A 16354-nucleotide genomic window follows, 5' to 3' on the forward strand; every position below is an offset into this window, starting at 1 on the left:
GGATCAAACTCTCCATGAATGTTTACCCGTAATCGGGTGCACACACACGCAGAGCGGGACGATCATGTCGGAATAAGACCGACCGTCCACTGCGTCCTCGCTGTGTAATTGCCTGCAAGCACTCCACGAGGAAGCCTCACAGGTCTTTTTCAAAGGAACCTCATCCACCGAAGTGGACGGGGTATCAACTTTTGGCGTTGATTTTTGGCACGCTGTTGAGTTCTCAAGGAACGGACGCTTCCTTTGTACTCACCCTCTCGGGCTTTCCTCCGGGCTTTCGTTCATCTTGCGTTTCCGACTCTATCAGACTCTTTCGGGCCCGATTTCCTCGGTGCTTTCCAGGTTCTGCGCTTTCGCGCTTTCCCTTTTCAGCGATTCCGACCCTAGCAGTGATTTTCCGTCTCTCTGACCACTCACCCGTTTTGCCGGAAGGCATGCGGGAAGCAATCGAGTTCAAGATCTGCACTGGAGAGGGAAGGAGCCCCGTCCATCCAGCGTTCGCGAGAAGTTCACACGAGGCGCCGTGGCGGGAGTCACGACAGTACAGGCCGTGAGGTGCCCAAGCAAATCGATTCAGGCGTATGGTCTAGTCCACCGGTCTAGTCCACTAGTCTCCGTGCGGAAGGGCCAGTCCGGAGCGGCACCAACATCGGGCGAACCCGAACATCTTGTGACTTATCCTTCTGAAGAGTACGCCGTTCGCGACAGGTAGTGACGGCGACACTGAGAAGCTCCACCCCTGGGAGGCCCCCATGACCAGCGTGACGTCCCCACTTGCCGGGCGCGCCATCGGACTCGCGGCAGTGCCCGATCCGGTGTTCTCCGGCGCCATGGTGGGACCGGGCACCGCTATTGATCCCGTGCGCGAGCCCTCGGAGGCGGTGTCCCCCGTTGACGGTGTGATTGTCTCCCTGCACCCGCACGCGTACGTCGTAGTCGACGGCGAAGGCCACGGTGTGCTCACGCACCTGGGGATCGACACCGTTCAGCTCAACGGCGAGGGCTTCGAGCTGCTCGTCAACAAGGGCGACACCGTGAGCCGCGGCCAGGCCGTGATCCGCTGGAACCCGCAGGCCGTCGAGGAAGCCGGCAAATCGCCGATCTGCCCCGTCGTGGCGCTGGAGGCCTCTGCGGAGTCCCTCTCCGACCTCGTCGAGTCCGGGGACGTGAAGGCCGAAGAGGTCCTCTTCAGCTGGAAGTGACCTTGTCCGCCTTCACGGGCGAGTCGGACATCCACTGCGGCGGCTGGGCCCGCCGCTCAATCGGAGACGGGTGAAATGGAGACAACGCTGCGAGGCGTCGGCGTGAGCCACGGTGTGGCGATCGGCGAGGTCCGGCACATGGGTACGGCGGTTCTCGAGCCGCCGGCCAAGCAGATCACCGCGGCCGAGGCGGAGCGCGAACAGGGGCGCGCGCGCAAGGCCGTGGAAGCTGTATCGGCCGACCTGATCGCGCGCGGCCAGCTGGCCGGTGGCGAGGCTCAGCACGTGCTCGAGGCCCAGGCGATGATCGCCACGGACCCCGAGCTGATGGCGGACGTCGACCGGCGGATCGCCGTCGGCAGCACCGCCGAACGCGGTATCTACGACGCGTTCGCCGCCTACCGCGACCTGCTCGCGGGGGCCGGCGAGTACATGGCCGGCCGGGTGGCCGACCTGGACGACGTACGGAACCGCATCGTGGCGCGCCTGCTGGGCGTGCCGATGCCGGGCGTGCCGGACAGTGACGAGCCGTACGTACTGATCGCGCGGGACCTGGCTCCCGCCGATACCGCTCTGCTCGACCCGGCGCTCGTCCTCGGCTTCGTCACCGAGGAAGGCGGCCCGACCAGCCACAGCGCGATCCTGGCGCGGGCGCTGGGCGTGCCCGCGATCGTGGCGCTGCCGGGTGCCTGCGAGATCGCCGAGGGTACGGTCATCGCCGTCGACGGCAGCACCGGCGACCTTTTCGTCGAGCCGAGCGAGGGGAAGCGGGCCGAGCTGGAGGCCGCGGCCGCCGAGCGGAAGGCGGCGCTGGCCGCGTCGTCCGGTCCGGGGGCGACCTCCGACGGTCACAAGGTGCCGCTGCTGGCGAACGTCGGCGGTCCGGCGGACGTGCCGGCTGCCGTCGAGGCGGGGGCCGAGGGTGTGGGCCTGTTCCGCACCGAGTTCCTGTTCCTGGACGACAGCAAGAAGGCTCCGTCCGAGGAGAAGCAGATCGAGTCCTACCGCAAGGTGCTCGAGGCCTTCCCCGAAGGGCGTGTCGTCGTACGTGTGCTCGATGCCGGTGCCGACAAGCCGCTGGACTTCCTGACCCCGGCCGACGAGCCGAACCCGGCGCTGGGCGTCCGCGGTCTGCGCTCCCTGCTGGACCACCCGGACGTGCTGCGGACGCAGCTCACCGCGCTGGCCAAGGCTGCCGCGGGGCTGCCCGTCTACCTCGAGGTCATGGCCCCGATGGTGGCGGACCGGACCGACGCCAAGGCGTTCGCGGACGCGTGCCGCGAGGCCGGTCTCCAGGCGAAGTTCGGCGCGATGGTGGAGATCCCGTCCGCCGCGCTGCGCGCTCGCTCGATCCTCCAGGAGGTCGAGTTCCTGTCGCTGGGCACCAATGACCTGGCGCAGTACGCCTTCGCCGCCGACCGTCAGGTCGGTGCGGTGTCGCGGCTCCAGGACCCGTGGCAGCCGGCTCTGCTCGATCTGATCGCGATGTCGGCGGAGGCCGCGAGGGCCGAGGGCAAGAGCTGCGGCGTCTGTGGCGAGGCCGCCTCCGATCCGCTGCTCGCCTGTGTGCTCACGGGGCTGGGTGTCACCTCCCTCTCGATGGGTGCCGCCTCCATTCCCTACGTGCGGGCGACGCTCGCCAAGTACACCCTCGCCCAGTGCGAGCGTGCCGCTGCCGCGGCGCGTGCGTGCGACAGCGCCGAGGAGGCCCGCGTGGCCGCCCAGGCGGTGCTGTCCGGCGAGTAGCCGGTGCGTGTGTGCGATCCGAGGGGCCTTCGCCGGCGGCGAGGGCCCCTCGGCCGTGTTCCGGTGCTCCGGTGATCGGCTGGTCAGTGGTGCGGGCCCGGCCCGTCCACCTCGTAGCCGGGGCAGTACTCGACGCCCGGTTCGGGGGCGACCGGCTCCCCGGTGTCGACGTCCGTGCAGTAGGCGTTGAACACGGCCGCGGCCGAGAGCACGGTGAGGCGGCCGCGGTCCAGCCGCCAGCCGTGGACCCGGTCCCGGTCGTCCTCGGTGGTGCTGCGCAGGACCAGTCCCCCGGATCCGCCCAGGGCGAGTCCGGCGGCGAGGACGGTCACGAAGTCCAGGCCTTCGCGGCCCTCGATCCGGGGCGGCTCCTCGGGATCGGTGCCGGTCTCGGCGTGGAGGACGGCGACGAGCTGCTCCGCCTGGCTCGGGACGCTGCAGACGAGGTGGTGCCGGCCGGGGCCGGCTCCCGCCATCAGCCGTCGGAGTGCGGCGGCGGCGCGCTCGAAGGAGGCGTGGCCGATGTCCTCGCCGCAGTCGGCGCAGGTGCCGGCGTCGGCCAGGAGCATGGTCGCGTACTCCCAGGTGGCCTGGCGGACGGCCTCGTCCACGACGAGGGGGACGAGTTCGTCGATGGGCTGGCCCCCGTAGGGCAGGCCGGCGCCGCTGCCCGCCAGTTCCGCGGTGAAGCGGGTGCGGGTCTCCGCGGTGTCCGGGTCGAGGCCGCTCTCCGCGCAGAAGTCGGCGTACTCCTCGGGGTCGAAGAGGGCGACCGTGGTGTGGATGCCCTGGGCCGCGAGGGACCGGAGCAGGCCGTCCACGTGGCGGAGGTAGTCCAGGTGGTCGTCGAAGACGAAGCTGCTGTAGTCGCGCATGGCCGCGAAGTCCCCGGCGTCGGCCAGGAGGCCGACGGTGCTGGGGACCTCGCGGCGCAGCCTGCGGCGCCGGTCGATGCCGGCGGTCCGCGTCGTCGTCGTGCCGGCCGTCGTGCCGGCCGTCGTGCGGTTGTTGTTCTTCCTGTCGTTCTTCGGTGGCATGGCTCCCCCTGAGTGGTGCAATCACGTGCTCACTCAGAGTAATCACCGCCACTGACAGTGGCCTCAGCCGCGGGTGCGGCCCAGCTCCTCGTAGAAGTGGAGGAGGTCGAGGTTGTCGACGGAGCCCGGGTTGACCGCCTTGGCCAGGGGTGCACCTTGGAGGAGGCGCTTGACCGGGACCTCGATGCGCTTGCCGGTGAGGGTGTGCGGGATGCCCGGGACCTCGATGATCTCGTCGGGCACATGGCGCGGGGAGAGTTCCTCGCGGATCGTCGCCTTGATCCGGGCGCGGAGGTCATCGTCGAGGGTGGCGCCGGGGGCGAGGTGGACGAAGAGCGGCATCCAGTAGCCGCCGTTCGGCTCCTCCAGGCCGATGACCAGGGATTCCTTGATCTCGGGGAGGCGCTCGACGGCCTCGTAGATGTCCGCGGACCCCATCCGGACGCCCTGGCGGTTCAGGGTGGAGTCGGAGCGGCCGTGGATGACCACCGAGCCGTGGTCGGTGATCGTGATCCAGTCCCCGTGGCGCCAGACGCCGGGGAACATCTCGAAGTAGCTCTCGCGGTAGCGGCTGCCGTCGGGGTCGTTCCAGAAGCGGACCGGCATGGACGGCATGGGGTTGGTGACGACGAGCTCGCCGACCTCGCCGATGACGGCCTTGCCGGACGGGTCCCACGCCTGGAGGTCCGTACCGAGGCAGGCGGCCTGGAGCTCGCCGATGTGCACGGGGAGGGTGGGGACGGCGCCCGCGAAGCAGCTGCACACGTCGGTGCCGCCGCTGACGGAGGCGATCCAGAGGTCCTCGGCCACCTCGTCGTGGAGCCAGCGGAAGCCGTCGGGCGGAAGCGGGGAGCCGGTGGTAGCGACGCACTTCACGGTGGAGAGGTCGAAGTCGCGGGAGGGGTGGACCTCGGCCTTGCGGCAGGCCATGACGTACGCGGCGGAGGTGCCGTAGAGGGTGGCCCCGGTTCGCTCGGCGATCCGCCACTGGGCGCCCGTGTCCGGGTAGCCGGGGCTGCCGTCGTACAGGACGACGGTGGTGCCGGTGAGCAGGCCGGAGACGAGGAAGTTCCACATCATCCAGCCGGTGGAGGTGTACCAGAAGAACCGGTCCTCCGGGCCGAGGTCGCAGTGCAGGCCGAGCTGCTTCAGGTGCTCGAGGAGGATGCCGCCCTGGGACTGGACGATGGCCTTGGGCAGGCCGGTGGTGCCGGAGGAGTACAGGACCCAGAGGGGGTGGTCGAAGGGGACCGCCTCGAAGACGGGCTCCGTGTCGGCGGAGGTCAGGTCCGACCAGGCGAGGGCGCCCTCGGGGGCCGGCGTACCGAGCAGCGGGATGTGGACGACGGCGCGCAGGGAGGGGAGCTCGGCGCGCAGCTCGGCGACGGTGTCGCGGCGGTCGTGCTGCTTGCCGCCGTAGCGGTAGCCGTCCACGGTGAACAGGACGACCGGCTCGACCTGCTGGAAGCGGTCGAGGACGCTGCGGGCGCCGAAGTCGGGCGCGCACGAGGTCCAGACGCCGCCGACGGCGGCGGTCGCGAGCAGGGCGACGACGGCTTCGGGGACGTTGGGGAGGTAGCCGCTGATCCGGTCGCCGGGGCGGACGCCGAGGGCGCGCAGCTCGGCGGCGAGGGAGCCGACCTGGCGGCGGAGCCCGGCCCAGGTGACGGGGGTGGGCTCGTGGGTCTCGTCCACGTACAGCAGGGCGGGGTCGTCGGCGCGGGCCGGGTCCTCGGCGGCGCGCAGGGCGTGCTCGGCGTAGTTGAGGGTGGCTCCGGTGAACCAGCTCGCCCCGGGCATGGAGCGGTCGGCGAGGACGGACGCGTACGGGGTGGTGAAGCGGACGTCGAACCACTCGGCGACGGCCTGCCAGAAGGTGTCGAGCTCATCGACGGACCAGCTGTGCAGGGCGGGGTAGCCGCCGTCGGCCGGGGCTCCGAACCGCTCGGCGGCCCAGGCCTGGAAGGCGGTGATCCGGGCCGCGGCGATCCGGTCGGGGCCGGGGGCCCAGAGGGGTTCCGGCTGCGTGGCTGAGGTCATGGGTCGGCTCCCGGTCAAGTCTGCGGCTCGCGCTTCGTGTGCGTACGGTGCCATCGCGCGGGGGGGTGGGTGCGCGGCGGCTCACAGGGACCATGCCATGTGATCGACATCCGCACCAGAGTCGTCATCACCGCTCACGGGGTCGGCGGCATGTGGCCGGTCACCAGTTGCCGGCGGTCGCGCGGGAACGGCGCGGGACCGGGACAGGGGCGGCGCGAAGGCGGTCGCCCGCGGGTGAACGGCAGTTGAACGCAGCACCCTCGCCCGGGGGCCGGTGGCAAGGTGATCTCCATGAACGGTCGTGATCTGGTGCGTGCGGTGAAGGACATCGGTTCGGAGCGCGGACGGCGCGCCTGGCTCTCGGCATGGCGCCACCGGCGGGCGGACGCGGTGGGGCTCCCGCGCCGGGGCGCGGAGCGGGCGCGGGTGCCGGGGCTGCTGACCGGTACGGAGCCGCGGCCGGGCGGGGGCGTGCTGCGCTTCGCCCGTTCGGAGCTGCTGGTACGGGTCACCGTGGGCGGGGCGGTGTTCTGGGGGTGGGACGGGGCCGGGCCGACGCCGTCGTACGCGGTGGTGGGCGAGGGGCCGGAGCCGGATCCGCGGGCCGTGCTGGAGCCGGACACCGGGGGCGGCTGGCGGGTGGTGTCGGAGCGGGTGACGGTGGCGGTGTCCCGGCACGGGGCGGTGGAGGTGCGCACCCCGGGCGGGACGGTGCTGCGGCGGGAGCTGCCGCCGCGCTGGTGGGAGCCGGTGTCCGCAGACCCGGGGGAGGCTCAGGACACCGGGTCGGGCGGTGGGGCCCGGTGGTTCCAGCGGAGCGAGGTGGCGGCGGACGCGCGGTTCTTCGGGCTGGGCGGGCGCGCGGCGGGGCCGAGGCTGCGGGACGGGGTGTACCGGCTGTGGAACACGGACCCGAAGGGCGGGTTCGGGCCGGGTGACGACCCGCTGTACCTGACCATGCCGGTGCAGATGGTGGTGGCGGACGCGGGGACGCACCTGGTGTTCCACGACAACTCCTGGGACGGCCGGGTGGTGCTGCGGGAGGGCGAGGAGGGGGCGGGCTCGGGGGTGGACCGCCCGGGGGTGAGCGAGCTGCGCATGGAGGGCGGGCCGCTGAGGTGCTGGGTGGTGGTGGGGACGCCGGCGCGGGTGTTGCAGGGCTGGTCGGGGCTGACGGGCGCGGCGGCGGTACCGCCGGAGTGGGCTCTGGGGTACCAGCACGCGCGGTGGGGGTTCGGGAGCACGGAGGAGGTGCGCCGGGTGGTCGGGGGCTATGCGGAGCGCGGGTTCCCGCTCTCGGCCGTGCACTTGGACATCGACCACTACGCCGGGCACCGGGTGTTCACCGTGGACCGCGGGCGGTTTCCGGATCTGCCTGGGCTGGCCCGGGAGTTGGGTGAGCGGGGGGTGCGGCTGGTCTCGATCGTCGATCCGGCGGTGAAGGCGGGCGACCCGCTGCACGCGGCGGGGCGGGCGGTGGGGCCGCAGGGGGCCTTCGTACGGGACGCGGAGGGCGCGGAGGTGCGCGGCGAGGTGTGGCCGGGCGAGTGCGCGTACCCGGACTTCACGGATCCGGCGGTGCGGGAGTGGTGGGGCGGGCTGTACGAGGAGCGGCTCGCGCAGGGCTTCGCGGGGTTCTGGCACGACATGAACGAGCCGGTGGCCTTCACGCCGTTCGGGGACATGACGCTGCCCCGCTCCGCGCGGCACTCGATGGACGGTGCGGGCGGGGACCATCGGGCCGGGCACAACGTGTACGCGCTCGGGATGGCGCGGGCCGCTTGGGAGGGGCTGGTGCGGCTGCGGCCCGCCGAGCGGCCGTTCCTGTTCTCCCGGTCGGGGTGGGCGGGGATGCAGCGGTACGGCGGCACGTGGTCGGGGGACGTGGAGACCAGCTGGGACGGGCTGCGGGCCTCGCTGGCGCTGGTGCTGGGGCTCGGACTGTGCGGGGTGCCGTACTCGGGGCCGGACGTCGGCGGCTTCGGAGGGTCGCCCTCCCCCGAGCTGTACCTGCGGTGGCTGCAGTTGGGGGCGTACCTCCCGCTGTTCCGGACGCACTCGGCGATCTGGGCGGGGCGGCGGGAGCCGTGGGAGTTCGGGGCCGAGGTGGAGGAGCACGCGCGCGAGGTGATGGCGGAGCGGGAGCGGCTGCGGCCGTACTTCGTGACGCTGGCGCACCTGGCGCGGCGGACCGGGGCCCCGTACGTGCGGCCGCTGTGGTGGGGTTCGCCGGAGGAGCGGCGGCTGCGGGACTGCGAGGACGCGTTCCTGCTGGGTGACGCGCTGCTGGTCGCCCCGGTGCTGGAGTGCGGGGCGGACCGGCGGGCGGTGCGGCTGCCGCGGGGGCGGTGGTACGACACCGCGACGGGGGCGGCGTACGAGGGTCCCGGACAGATCCTGCTGGACGCCCCGCGGGGGCGGATCCCGGTGCTGGCCAGGGCAGGCGCGGTGCTGCCGGTGCGGTCCGCCTCGGGCGGCGGGGTGGAGCTGGAGGCCTGGGCCCCGGCCCGCGGCCGCACGGGCGGCGGGGTGGTGATCCGGGACCCGGGGCCGGGCTTCGAGGCGGGGAAGGTCGAGCGGTACACCTCGCGGTGGGCCGGGGACGAGGTGGTGGTGGAGGACGAGGCCGGGGCCACGGTGGCGGGTGTGGTCGTGCGGGGGGTCTAGTGCCTTCCGGTCACAGCACTGGGGGCGGCTGGGCCGAGCGGGCGGGTGCGGCTTCGGGATCGGGGCTCCCTCCCGGACCCCGCGCCTCGAACGCCGGCGGGCTGAATGCGCCGGTCGGGATCCGAACCGTGCTCCCTCGGCTCAGGCGTAGCGGCCCGCGAACCAGGCGCCGGCCGCCTGGGTGTGGAGGGGGAAGGCCAGTTCCGTCGGGGTGCGGAGGATGTGCCAGCCCGTGGTTTCGTCCGTCGGGGTCGAGGCGGGGAGGGAGGCGGCCGGGCGGAGGGGGAGGAGCCCGAAGAGGAGCAGGTGGCCGGCCGGGGAGCTCAGGGCGTCGGCCAGGGTGACCTCCGAGGCGGGGGCGGTGATGCCGGTCTCCTCGCGGAGTTCGCGGACGACGGCGTCGTGCCAGTCCTCGCCGAAGTCGATGAAGCCGCCGGGCAGGGCGATGCCGCCGAGGGCGGGTTCGATGGTGCGGGTGATGACCACGAGGCCGGCGCCGTCCGCGTCCTCGACCGGGAGCAGGGCGATGGCCACCGGGAGCGGGTTGCGGTAGGCCACTGCCCCGCAGGCGGCACAGGCGCGGGGCCACGTCTGGGTGGAGTAGGGCACTCCGCAGGTGGAACAGTGCGAGTTCGTCAGGTGCGCCGACATGCCGCGATGGTATGCCAAGCGGTATGCGGATCACGGGTGTTGCGGGTGTTGCGGGTGCGCTTGCGCTGCTGGCCGGCGGGGGCGCGCCCGCCGGGTTCGTGGCGCTGCGCGAGGTGGATCCGAGTGTGCGCCAGGACATGCGGTACGCGGGCGACCGGAACTTCACCGGCCGGGTGGTGGACGGCTACGAGGAGCCGGTGTGCCTGCTCGCCCGGCCCGCCGCCGAGGCGTTGCGCAGGGCGCAGCGCGGGCTGTTGCGGCGCGGGTACTCGCTGAAGGTGTACGACTGCTACCGGCCCCAGCGTGCGGTGGACCGCTTCGTCCGCTGGGCCGGGGACCTGGACGACCAGGCGACGAAGGCGGAGTTCTATCCGGCGGTGGACAAGAGCCGGCTGATCCCGGACGGCTACATCGCCGAGAAGTCCGGGCACAGCCGTGGGAGCACCGTCGATGTGACGCTGGTGCGGATCACCGGCACGGAAGGCGGGGACGTCGACATGGGGACCCCGTTCGACTTCTTCGATCCGCTCTCGCACACCGACGATCCGCGGGTGACGGGCGCCGCCCGCGCCAACCGGCAGTTGCTGAAGCGGATTCTGGGCGAGCAGGGTTTCGTGAACCTTCCCGAGGAGTGGTGGCACTTCACGTACCGGCCCGAGGCCTTTCCCGACTCCCATTTCGACTTCCCCGTGGCTGTCGCGTCCGTCCGGCCGGGCCGGGACGCGGAGCCGGGCGAGATCGCCGCGAAGTGGCTCGCCGGGAACCGGTGACCCGGCACGTCCACCCGTGACACACTCCTGACGATGCGTCAGGTTTCTGCATGGGAGGGGTCTTGGCACTCACACGTACACCCGTCGTGAGCGGGTGGTTCACCGAATCCGCGCCGGACGGCGCCGGATTCCGGCTGCTCGGCACCCGGTGTTCGGCCTGCACCGCGGTGTTCTTCCCGCGTGAGGACGCGTACTGCCGCAATCCGCGCTGCCCGGGCGGCGGGGAGATGGCCGAGGTGCCGCTGTCCCCGCGCGGGCGGGTCTGGTCCTACACCGACGGGCGCTACCGGCCGCCGGCGCCGTACGTGTCCGACCCGGCCGAGCCCTGGGAGCCGTACACCCTGCTCGCGGTGGAGCTCGAGGCCGAGGGGATGGTGGTGCTGGGGCAGGCGGTGCCCGGAGTGGGCGTCGCCGACCTGGCGGTCGGGATGGAGGTCGAGGTGGTGGGCGGCGTGCTGAACGAGGACGAAGCCGCCGGGACCGCCTGGACCACCTGGCAGTTCAAGCCGGTGGGAGGGGACGCGTGAGCGCCGACATCGCCGTCCTCGGGGCCGGGATGCACCCCTGGGGCAAGTGGGGCCGCGGCTTCGTCGAGTACGGGCGGGCCGCCGCCCGGGCCGCGCTGGCGGACGCCGGGCTGGACTGGACGGACGTGGGGTCGATCGTCGGCGCCGACACCGTGCGCTCCGGATACCCGGGCTACGTGGCCGGTGCGACCTTCGCCCAGGCCCTCGGCTGGCAGGGGGCCCGGGTGACCAGCGTGTACGCGGCCTGCGCGTCCGGCGCCCAGGCGATCGGGACGGCCCGGGCCCAGATCCTGGCCGGCCTGGCCGACGTGGTGCTCGTGGTGGGCGCGGACGCGGCGCCCAAGGGGTTCTTCGCCCCGGCGGGCGGCGACCGGCCCGACGATCCCGACTGGCTGCGCTTCCGTGTGCTGGGCGCCACCAACCCGGCGTACTTCGCCCTGTACGCACGCCGCCGGATGGCCGTGTACGGGGACACGCCTGAGGACTTCGCCCAGGTCAAGGTGAAGAACGCGGCGGCCGGGACGCTCAACCCGAACGCCCGCTACCGCAAGGCCGTCTCCGCCGAGGAGGTGGCGGCCTCGGCGGTGGTCGCCGATCCGCTCCGGCTGCTCGACATCTGCGCCACCTCCGACGGGGGCGCGGCGCTGGTGCTCACCAGCATGGACTTCGCCCGCTCGCGCGGGATCGCCGACCCGGTGCGGATCAGGGCCGTCTCGACGGTGACCCCCACCTATCCCCGTACGGTGCTGGACCTCCCGGACATCGCCACCGATTCGGCGGTGGCCGTCCGGCCCGCGGACGGCTCCTTCCGCGCCTCGATCGCGCGCGCCGCGTACGAGGAGGCCGGGCTCGGTCCGGACGACCTCTCGCTCGCCGAGGTGTACGACCTGTCCACCGCCCTGGAGCTGGAGTGGTACGAGGACATCGGCCTCTGCGCGGAGGGCGAGGGCGCGAAGCTCGTACGGGAGGGGGCGACGGCTCTCGGCGGGCGGATACCCGTCAACGCCAGTGGGGGGCTGGCCTCGTTCGGGGAGGCGGTGCCGGCGCAGGCCATCGCCCAGGTGTGCGAGCTGACCTGGCAGCTGCGCGGTACGGCCGGCGAGCGGCAGGTGCCGGGGGCACGGTCCGGGATCACCGCGAACCAGGGGCTGTTCGGCCACGGATCGGCCGTGGTCGCGGTGCGCTGAGCGGGCGGGACCGGCGGGTGTTGTCGGAACGCTTGACGGCCCCGGGTGGCGGGTTCACACTCGCTCCACAGTCCCGTGCGGCGCCCGGGACCCCCGATCCCCCCATGAGAGCTGCGGCCCGTACCCCAGTCGGCGGGGGTACGGGCCGCCTCCGTGTCAGGTTCCCGCGGTCAGGCTCCGGCGCCGCTCCCGGGCCACCGACATCGCGTGCTCGACGACGCCGACGAGTACGTCCTTGACGGACTCCCGGTCCCGCGCGTCGCACAGCAGCACCGGCACCCCGGGATCGAGGTCGAGTGCTTCCCGTACGGTCACCACGGGGTGCCGGTCCGCGCCGTCGAAGCAGTTGACCGCGACGACGAACGGGATCCCGCGGCGTTCGAAGTAGTCGACGGCGGCGAAGCAGTCGGCGAGGCGGCGGGTGTCCGCGAGGACCACCGCGCCGAGCGAGCCCTGGGCCAGCTCGTCCCACAGGAACCAGAACCGGTCCTGCCCGGGAGTGCCGAACAGGTACAGGACCAGGTCCTCGCGCAGCGTGATGCGCCCGAAGTCCATGGCCACGGTCGTGGTGTTCTTGCCCTCCACTCCCCCGGTGTCGTCGATGCCGACGCCCGGCTGCGAGAGCAGCTCCTCGGTCCGCAGGGGTTTGATCTCGCTTACCGCACTGACCAGGGTGGTCTTGCCCACCCCGAAGCCGCCCGCGACCAGGATCTTCAGGGTCAGCGGCTCGACCGGTGTCACGGCATGCATGGCACCGGTGCGGCTAGAGCGCCCGAAGGCCATCGATCACCTCACGCAGAATGGATTCATCGGGCAGTTCGGCCGGGGGTACCGGCCGGGTCACGTGGACCAGTTGGTCGTCGGTCAGGTCCCCGATCAGGACGCGGACGACGCCGACCGCGAGGTCGAGGTCCGCGGCGAGTTCGGCGACCGACTGCGGCCGGTCCCGGCACATCCCGAGGATGTGGGCGTGTTCCGGCGACAGGGTCATGTCCCAGACCGGGTCGTCGGCGGCCGGTTCGGCGACGACGAGCGCGATCAGGTCCAGCCGGTGCTGGCCCGCGTGGCTGGTCCGGCCGCGGGTCATGGCGTACGGGCGCACGACCGGACCCGCGTCGTCGTCGAACCAGTGCGCGTGGTCGGGCGTCGGTGCGTGGTCACCGGCCGGGGTGGGGGCGGGGTGGTCCTGGCCTGGATCGCTCATGCCGTACGACTCACCCTCCGGCTGGCAGCCCGGTGCGCGGGGCGGTGGCCAGGTGGTCGCCCACCCGCTTGACCATCAGGGTCATCTCGTACGCGACCTGGCCGACGTCGGAGTCGGAGTCGGCGAGCACGGCCAGGCAGCTGCCGTCGCCGGCGGCCATCACGAAGAGGAAGGCCTCGTCGAGCTCGACGACGGTCTGGCGGACCTGGCCGGAGTCGAAGTGCCGGCCGACTCCCTTGGCCAGGCTGTGGAAGCCGGAGGCGACCGCCGCCAGGTGCTCGCTGTCCTCTCGGGTGAGGTCCTTGGAGCTGCCCGTGGGCAGGCCGTCGCCCGAGAGGACCACCGCCTTGCGGATGGAGCCGACCTTGTCGACGAGCTCGTCCAGGAGCCAGTTGAGCGGGCCGGAGCCGCGGCCCCTGGTGTCGTTGCCGGTCTGCGGTGCGGTCATCGACCGTCCCCTTCGTTCTCGTTCGCGGGACCGGTGGCGGCGGGGGTGCCTGCCCCGGTCTCGGACTTCTGCTGTGCGTGCTGGTTGCGGCCCGCCGTCCAGCCGCGCTGGAGTGCGGACATGCGCGTGCGTACGTCCTCCGCGTCACGGTCCCGGAAAGGGGCGGTGGCAGTGTTGTCGGGGACCGCGGCCGGGGCGTTCTTGAGCTGCGGCGCCAGGCTGGCCTGGCGGACCCGGCGCGGCAGGCCGGTGCCGGCCGGCGCGTCCCCGGCAGCGGGGGCGGGGGCAGGCGCGGGCGCGGGCGCGGGCCGCGGGACCGCGGACACCGGGCGGGGGTCCACGCGGCGGCCGTGCTCGGCGACCAGGGTCGGCGCGGGACGGCGGCGCGGCAGCGGTACGGCTCCCGAGGAGCGCGGGCCGTCGGGGCGGGGGGTCTCCACCCGCTGGGCGTCGAGCCGGACCGGGCCGGTGGGACGGTTCCGGTCCCGGTGGCGCTCGGTGTGCGGCTGGTCCGCCGGGCGCAGGCCCAGCAGGGCGCTGCGGGGGGTCCCGTTGGGCGGGGTCTCGTCGTCCAGCGTGGCCATGACGGGACGGGCGCCGGTGCCGGTGCCGTCCAGAACGGCCGGGGCCGCGTCGAGCCCGTCCACCGCGTCCAGGCCGAGGACGTCGATCGGGGCCTCCAGCTCGACCGGGCCGCGCAGTTCGCCGACCGGCAGCGAGCGGCCGGAGCCGGCGGGGACCGCCCGCTCGACGGCGGCGGGGGCGGACCGCGCGGAGGGGATCGCCCCGGTCCGCCCGGCCGGCTTGACCGCGGGTCCGTCGTCCAGCCGGATGCCCGTGCCGTTGGTCTCGGGGGCCTCGGTCAGCAGGGCCACCGGGATGAAGACCACGGCGGTGGTGCCGCCGTACGGGCTGGGCTGGAGGACCACCTTGACGCTGTGGCGCTGGGCGAGGCGGCTGACGACGAACAGGCCGAGGCGGTCGGTGTCGGAGAGTTCGAACTCGGGGGTCTCGGCGAGGCGGAGGTTCGCGTCGAGCAGCGCCTCCGGGTTCATGCCGAGCCCGCGGTCGTGGATCTCCAGGGTGAAGCCGTTGGCGACGCGCTGGCCGAGCACCTGGACCGCGGTGTGCGGCGGCGAGAACACGGTGGCGTTCTCGAGGAGTTCGGCCACGAGGTGGGTGATGTCGGCGACGGCGGGGCCGGCGATGCCCAGGCGCGGCAGCCGCCGTACCTCGATGCGCTCGTAGTCCTCGACCTCGGCGACGGCGGCCCGTACGACGTCCATCAGCTGGACGGGCTTGCGCCACTGGCGGGAGGGGGCGGCGCCGGAGAGGATCACCAGGCCCTCGGCGTGGCGGCGCATGCGGGTGGTCATGTGGTCGAGCCGGAAGAGGTCGGCAAGCTCCTCGGTGTCCTCGGTCCGGCGCTCCATGGTGTCGAGGAGGGTCAACTGGCGGTGCAGGAGCACCTGGTTGCGGCGGGCCAGGTTGACGAAGACCTCGGAGACGCCGCGGCGCAGTTCCGCCTGCTTCACGGCGGCCTCGACGGCGGCGCGCTGGAGGGTGTTGAGGGCCAGGCCGACCTGGCCGACCTCGTCCTTCTCGTACTCCAGGCGGGGTGCCTCGGTCTCCACGTCCACGTGCTCGCCCGCGGCGAGGCGGCGCATCACGCTCGGCAGGCGCACGCCGGAGACCTCGTGGGCCTCCTTGCGGAGCCGGGAGAGGTCGCGGATCAGGTCGCGGCCGATGCGCACGGAGAGGATCAGCGAGACGACGAGGGCGATGAAGCCGAGGACGCCGGCCACGGCGGCCTGGATCAGCACGTCCATGGCGACGGGCTCGACGCGCTTCTGGTAGCGGTCGCCGGCGTCGGTTCCCATGGCGGCGAGCTCGTCGAGGACCTTGCCGGCGGCCTCGTCCCACTGGGCGGCGGTGACGCGCGGGTTCTTGCCCGCACCGCCATTGAGGAACCGTTCCTCCGCGTCGCGCAGCATCTTGGTGTCGGGGCCGCCCCAGTACTGCTCGAACCGCTGGCGGTCGGCGTCGGGGAGGATCGCGAGGTTGAACTCGTACAGCAGCTCGCGGTTGGCGGCGAAGTCGGAGACGTGCCGGAGGTCGACCCCGCTGACGTTGCGGGCGGCGAGGGCGGAGGCGATGACGGCGTCTTCGCGGGAGAGGGTCTCGCGGGCCCGGGTGATGCCGACGAGGGCGCGGCCCTGCTTGTCCATCTCCACGTTCTCGAGGGCGTGGAGATTCATGAGGAACTCGTAGCAGGGGTCGACGAGTCGGCTGTAGAGGTCCAGTGCCTGGCTGGGGTCGAGGGTGTTCTGGTCGACCGAGCGGCGCAGGGCGCTGATGCCGTGGAAGGCGGCGAGGATCGAGCGCAGGCGCTGGGCGTTGTCGTCGCTCAGCTGCTCGATGACCTCGGGGTCGCGGGCGTTGGCGCTGATCTGCTCGACGGCTTCGTCGGTGGCCGCGCGGCGCTTGGCGAGTTCGGTGGTGGCCGCGGAGGCGGTGGGGTCGCCGACGACGACGAGGGTCTGGCGGCGTTCCTTCTGGATGACGCGGACGACGTCCTCGATGGGGTAGCCGACCTTGTCGATGACGTAGGCGACGTCGAGGAGTTGGACCGCCTGACGACCCGTGATGACCGTGGCGAAGGACCAGAGTGCGGTCAGCGAGACGAGCGGCACAAGGAGCAACGCGACGATCTTCCGGCGGATGGACTTCCCGCGAAAGCGCATGGCCTCCCCAGCCTCCCCCAGCTCATCCCCGATGTCGGGGGGTCGGTGTTCCGTCGGTGTTCCGTCGGCGTTCCGTCGTTTAAACCGGCGTGAGCCTACTACTGCCACGGAGCGGGTTCGAAGGCGTGTCC

General features: G+C 72.7%; 13 protein-coding genes. 6 read left to right on the forward strand and 7 right to left on the reverse strand.

Going from position 1 to position 16354, the window contains the following annotated elements:
• Positions 1 to 752 precede the first annotated feature (752 nt).
• Both ACIPUC_RS36610 and ptsP read left to right on the forward strand, forming a co-directional pair.
• The gene (locus tag ACIPUC_RS36610; RefSeq protein ID WP_446594730.1) at positions 753 to 1202 is read left to right on the forward strand and encodes a PTS sugar transporter subunit IIA; all 450 of its coding nucleotides are present in this window, start codon (positions 753 to 755) and stop codon (positions 1200 to 1202) included.
• A gap of 75 nt (positions 1203 to 1277) precedes the next feature.
• Entirely contained in the window at positions 1278 to 2948 is a 1671-nt protein-coding gene (gene ptsP / locus ACIPUC_RS36615; protein WP_446594732.1) for a phosphoenolpyruvate--protein phosphotransferase, read from the forward strand.
• Between the two features lie 83 nt (positions 2949 to 3031).
• Here ptsP and ACIPUC_RS36620 read toward each other — a convergent pair whose 3' ends face one another.
• Both ACIPUC_RS36620 and ACIPUC_RS36625 read right to left on the reverse strand, forming a co-directional pair.
• Positions 3032 to 3985 carry a hypothetical protein gene (locus tag ACIPUC_RS36620; protein ID WP_446594734.1) on the reverse strand — a complete coding sequence of 318 codons (954 nt, stop codon included), beginning with the start codon at positions 3983 to 3985 and terminating at the stop codon, positions 3032 to 3034.
• Positions 3986 to 4048: 63 nt separating this feature from the next.
• Complete coding sequence (locus ACIPUC_RS36625) at positions 4049 to 6025, reverse strand: acetoacetate--CoA ligase (protein WP_446594735.1); 1977 nt, start codon at positions 6023 to 6025, stop codon at positions 4049 to 4051.
• Between the two features lie 291 nt (positions 6026 to 6316).
• Here ACIPUC_RS36625 and ACIPUC_RS36630 point away from each other — a divergent pair, with 291 nt between their 5' ends.
• Positions 6317 to 8692, forward strand: coding sequence for a glycoside hydrolase family 31 protein (locus ACIPUC_RS36630; protein ID WP_446594737.1), 2376 nt, complete (start codon positions 6317 to 6319; stop codon positions 8690 to 8692).
• Between the two features lie 141 nt (positions 8693 to 8833).
• Here the strand turns inward: ACIPUC_RS36630 and ACIPUC_RS36635 are convergent, their stop codons facing one another.
• On the reverse strand, positions 8834 to 9343 hold the full coding sequence (locus ACIPUC_RS36635; protein WP_446594738.1) for an NUDIX domain-containing protein: 510 nt from the start codon (positions 9341 to 9343) through the stop codon (positions 8834 to 8836).
• Positions 9344 to 9366: 23 nt separating this feature from the next.
• Between ACIPUC_RS36635 and ACIPUC_RS36640 the strand changes: the two genes are divergently transcribed.
• The 3 genes from ACIPUC_RS36640 to ACIPUC_RS36650 are packed head-to-tail and all read left to right on the forward strand — an operon-like array spanning position 9367 to position 11827.
• The gene (locus ACIPUC_RS36640; protein ID WP_446594739.1) at positions 9367 to 10113 is read left to right on the forward strand and encodes a M15 family metallopeptidase; all 747 of its coding nucleotides are present in this window, start codon (positions 9367 to 9369) and stop codon (positions 10111 to 10113) included.
• 50 nt (positions 10114 to 10163) lie between these two features.
• Positions 10164 to 10640 carry a Zn-ribbon domain-containing OB-fold protein gene (locus ACIPUC_RS36645; protein ID WP_446594740.1) on the forward strand — a complete coding sequence of 159 codons (477 nt, stop codon included), beginning with the start codon at positions 10164 to 10166 and terminating at the stop codon, positions 10638 to 10640.
• Positions 10637 to 11827 (forward strand): lipid-transfer protein, encoded by a 1191-nt coding sequence (locus ACIPUC_RS36650; protein WP_446594742.1) that lies wholly within the window; start codon positions 10637 to 10639, stop codon positions 11825 to 11827. The genes ACIPUC_RS36645 and ACIPUC_RS36650 overlap by 4 nt, the downstream gene beginning before the upstream one ends.
• Before the next feature lie 156 nt (positions 11828 to 11983).
• On the opposite strand, the gene ACIPUC_RS36655 is transcribed toward ACIPUC_RS36650, so the two are convergent.
• The 4 genes from ACIPUC_RS36655 to ACIPUC_RS36670 are packed head-to-tail and all read right to left on the reverse strand — an operon-like array spanning position 11984 to position 16223.
• The gene (locus ACIPUC_RS36655) at positions 11984 to 12610 is read right to left on the reverse strand and encodes a GTP-binding protein (protein ID WP_446594743.1); all 627 of its coding nucleotides are present in this window, start codon (positions 12608 to 12610) and stop codon (positions 11984 to 11986) included.
• The gene (locus ACIPUC_RS36660; protein WP_446594744.1) at positions 12591 to 13031 is read right to left on the reverse strand and encodes a DUF742 domain-containing protein; all 441 of its coding nucleotides are present in this window, start codon (positions 13029 to 13031) and stop codon (positions 12591 to 12593) included. Before ACIPUC_RS36660 ends, ACIPUC_RS36655 begins: the two co-directional genes overlap by 20 nt.
• Before the next feature lie 10 nt (positions 13032 to 13041).
• Complete coding sequence (locus ACIPUC_RS36665) at positions 13042 to 13479, reverse strand: roadblock/LC7 domain-containing protein (protein WP_446594746.1); 438 nt, start codon at positions 13477 to 13479, stop codon at positions 13042 to 13044.
• Positions 13476 to 16223, reverse strand: coding sequence for a nitrate- and nitrite sensing domain-containing protein (locus tag ACIPUC_RS36670; protein ID WP_446594747.1), 2748 nt, complete (start codon positions 16221 to 16223; stop codon positions 13476 to 13478). Before ACIPUC_RS36670 ends, ACIPUC_RS36665 begins: the two co-directional genes overlap by 4 nt.
• Between the last annotated feature and the right edge of the window lie 131 nt (positions 16224 to 16354).

The sequence above is a fragment of the Streptomyces sp. LARHCF249 genome (genome assembly GCF_052871255.1).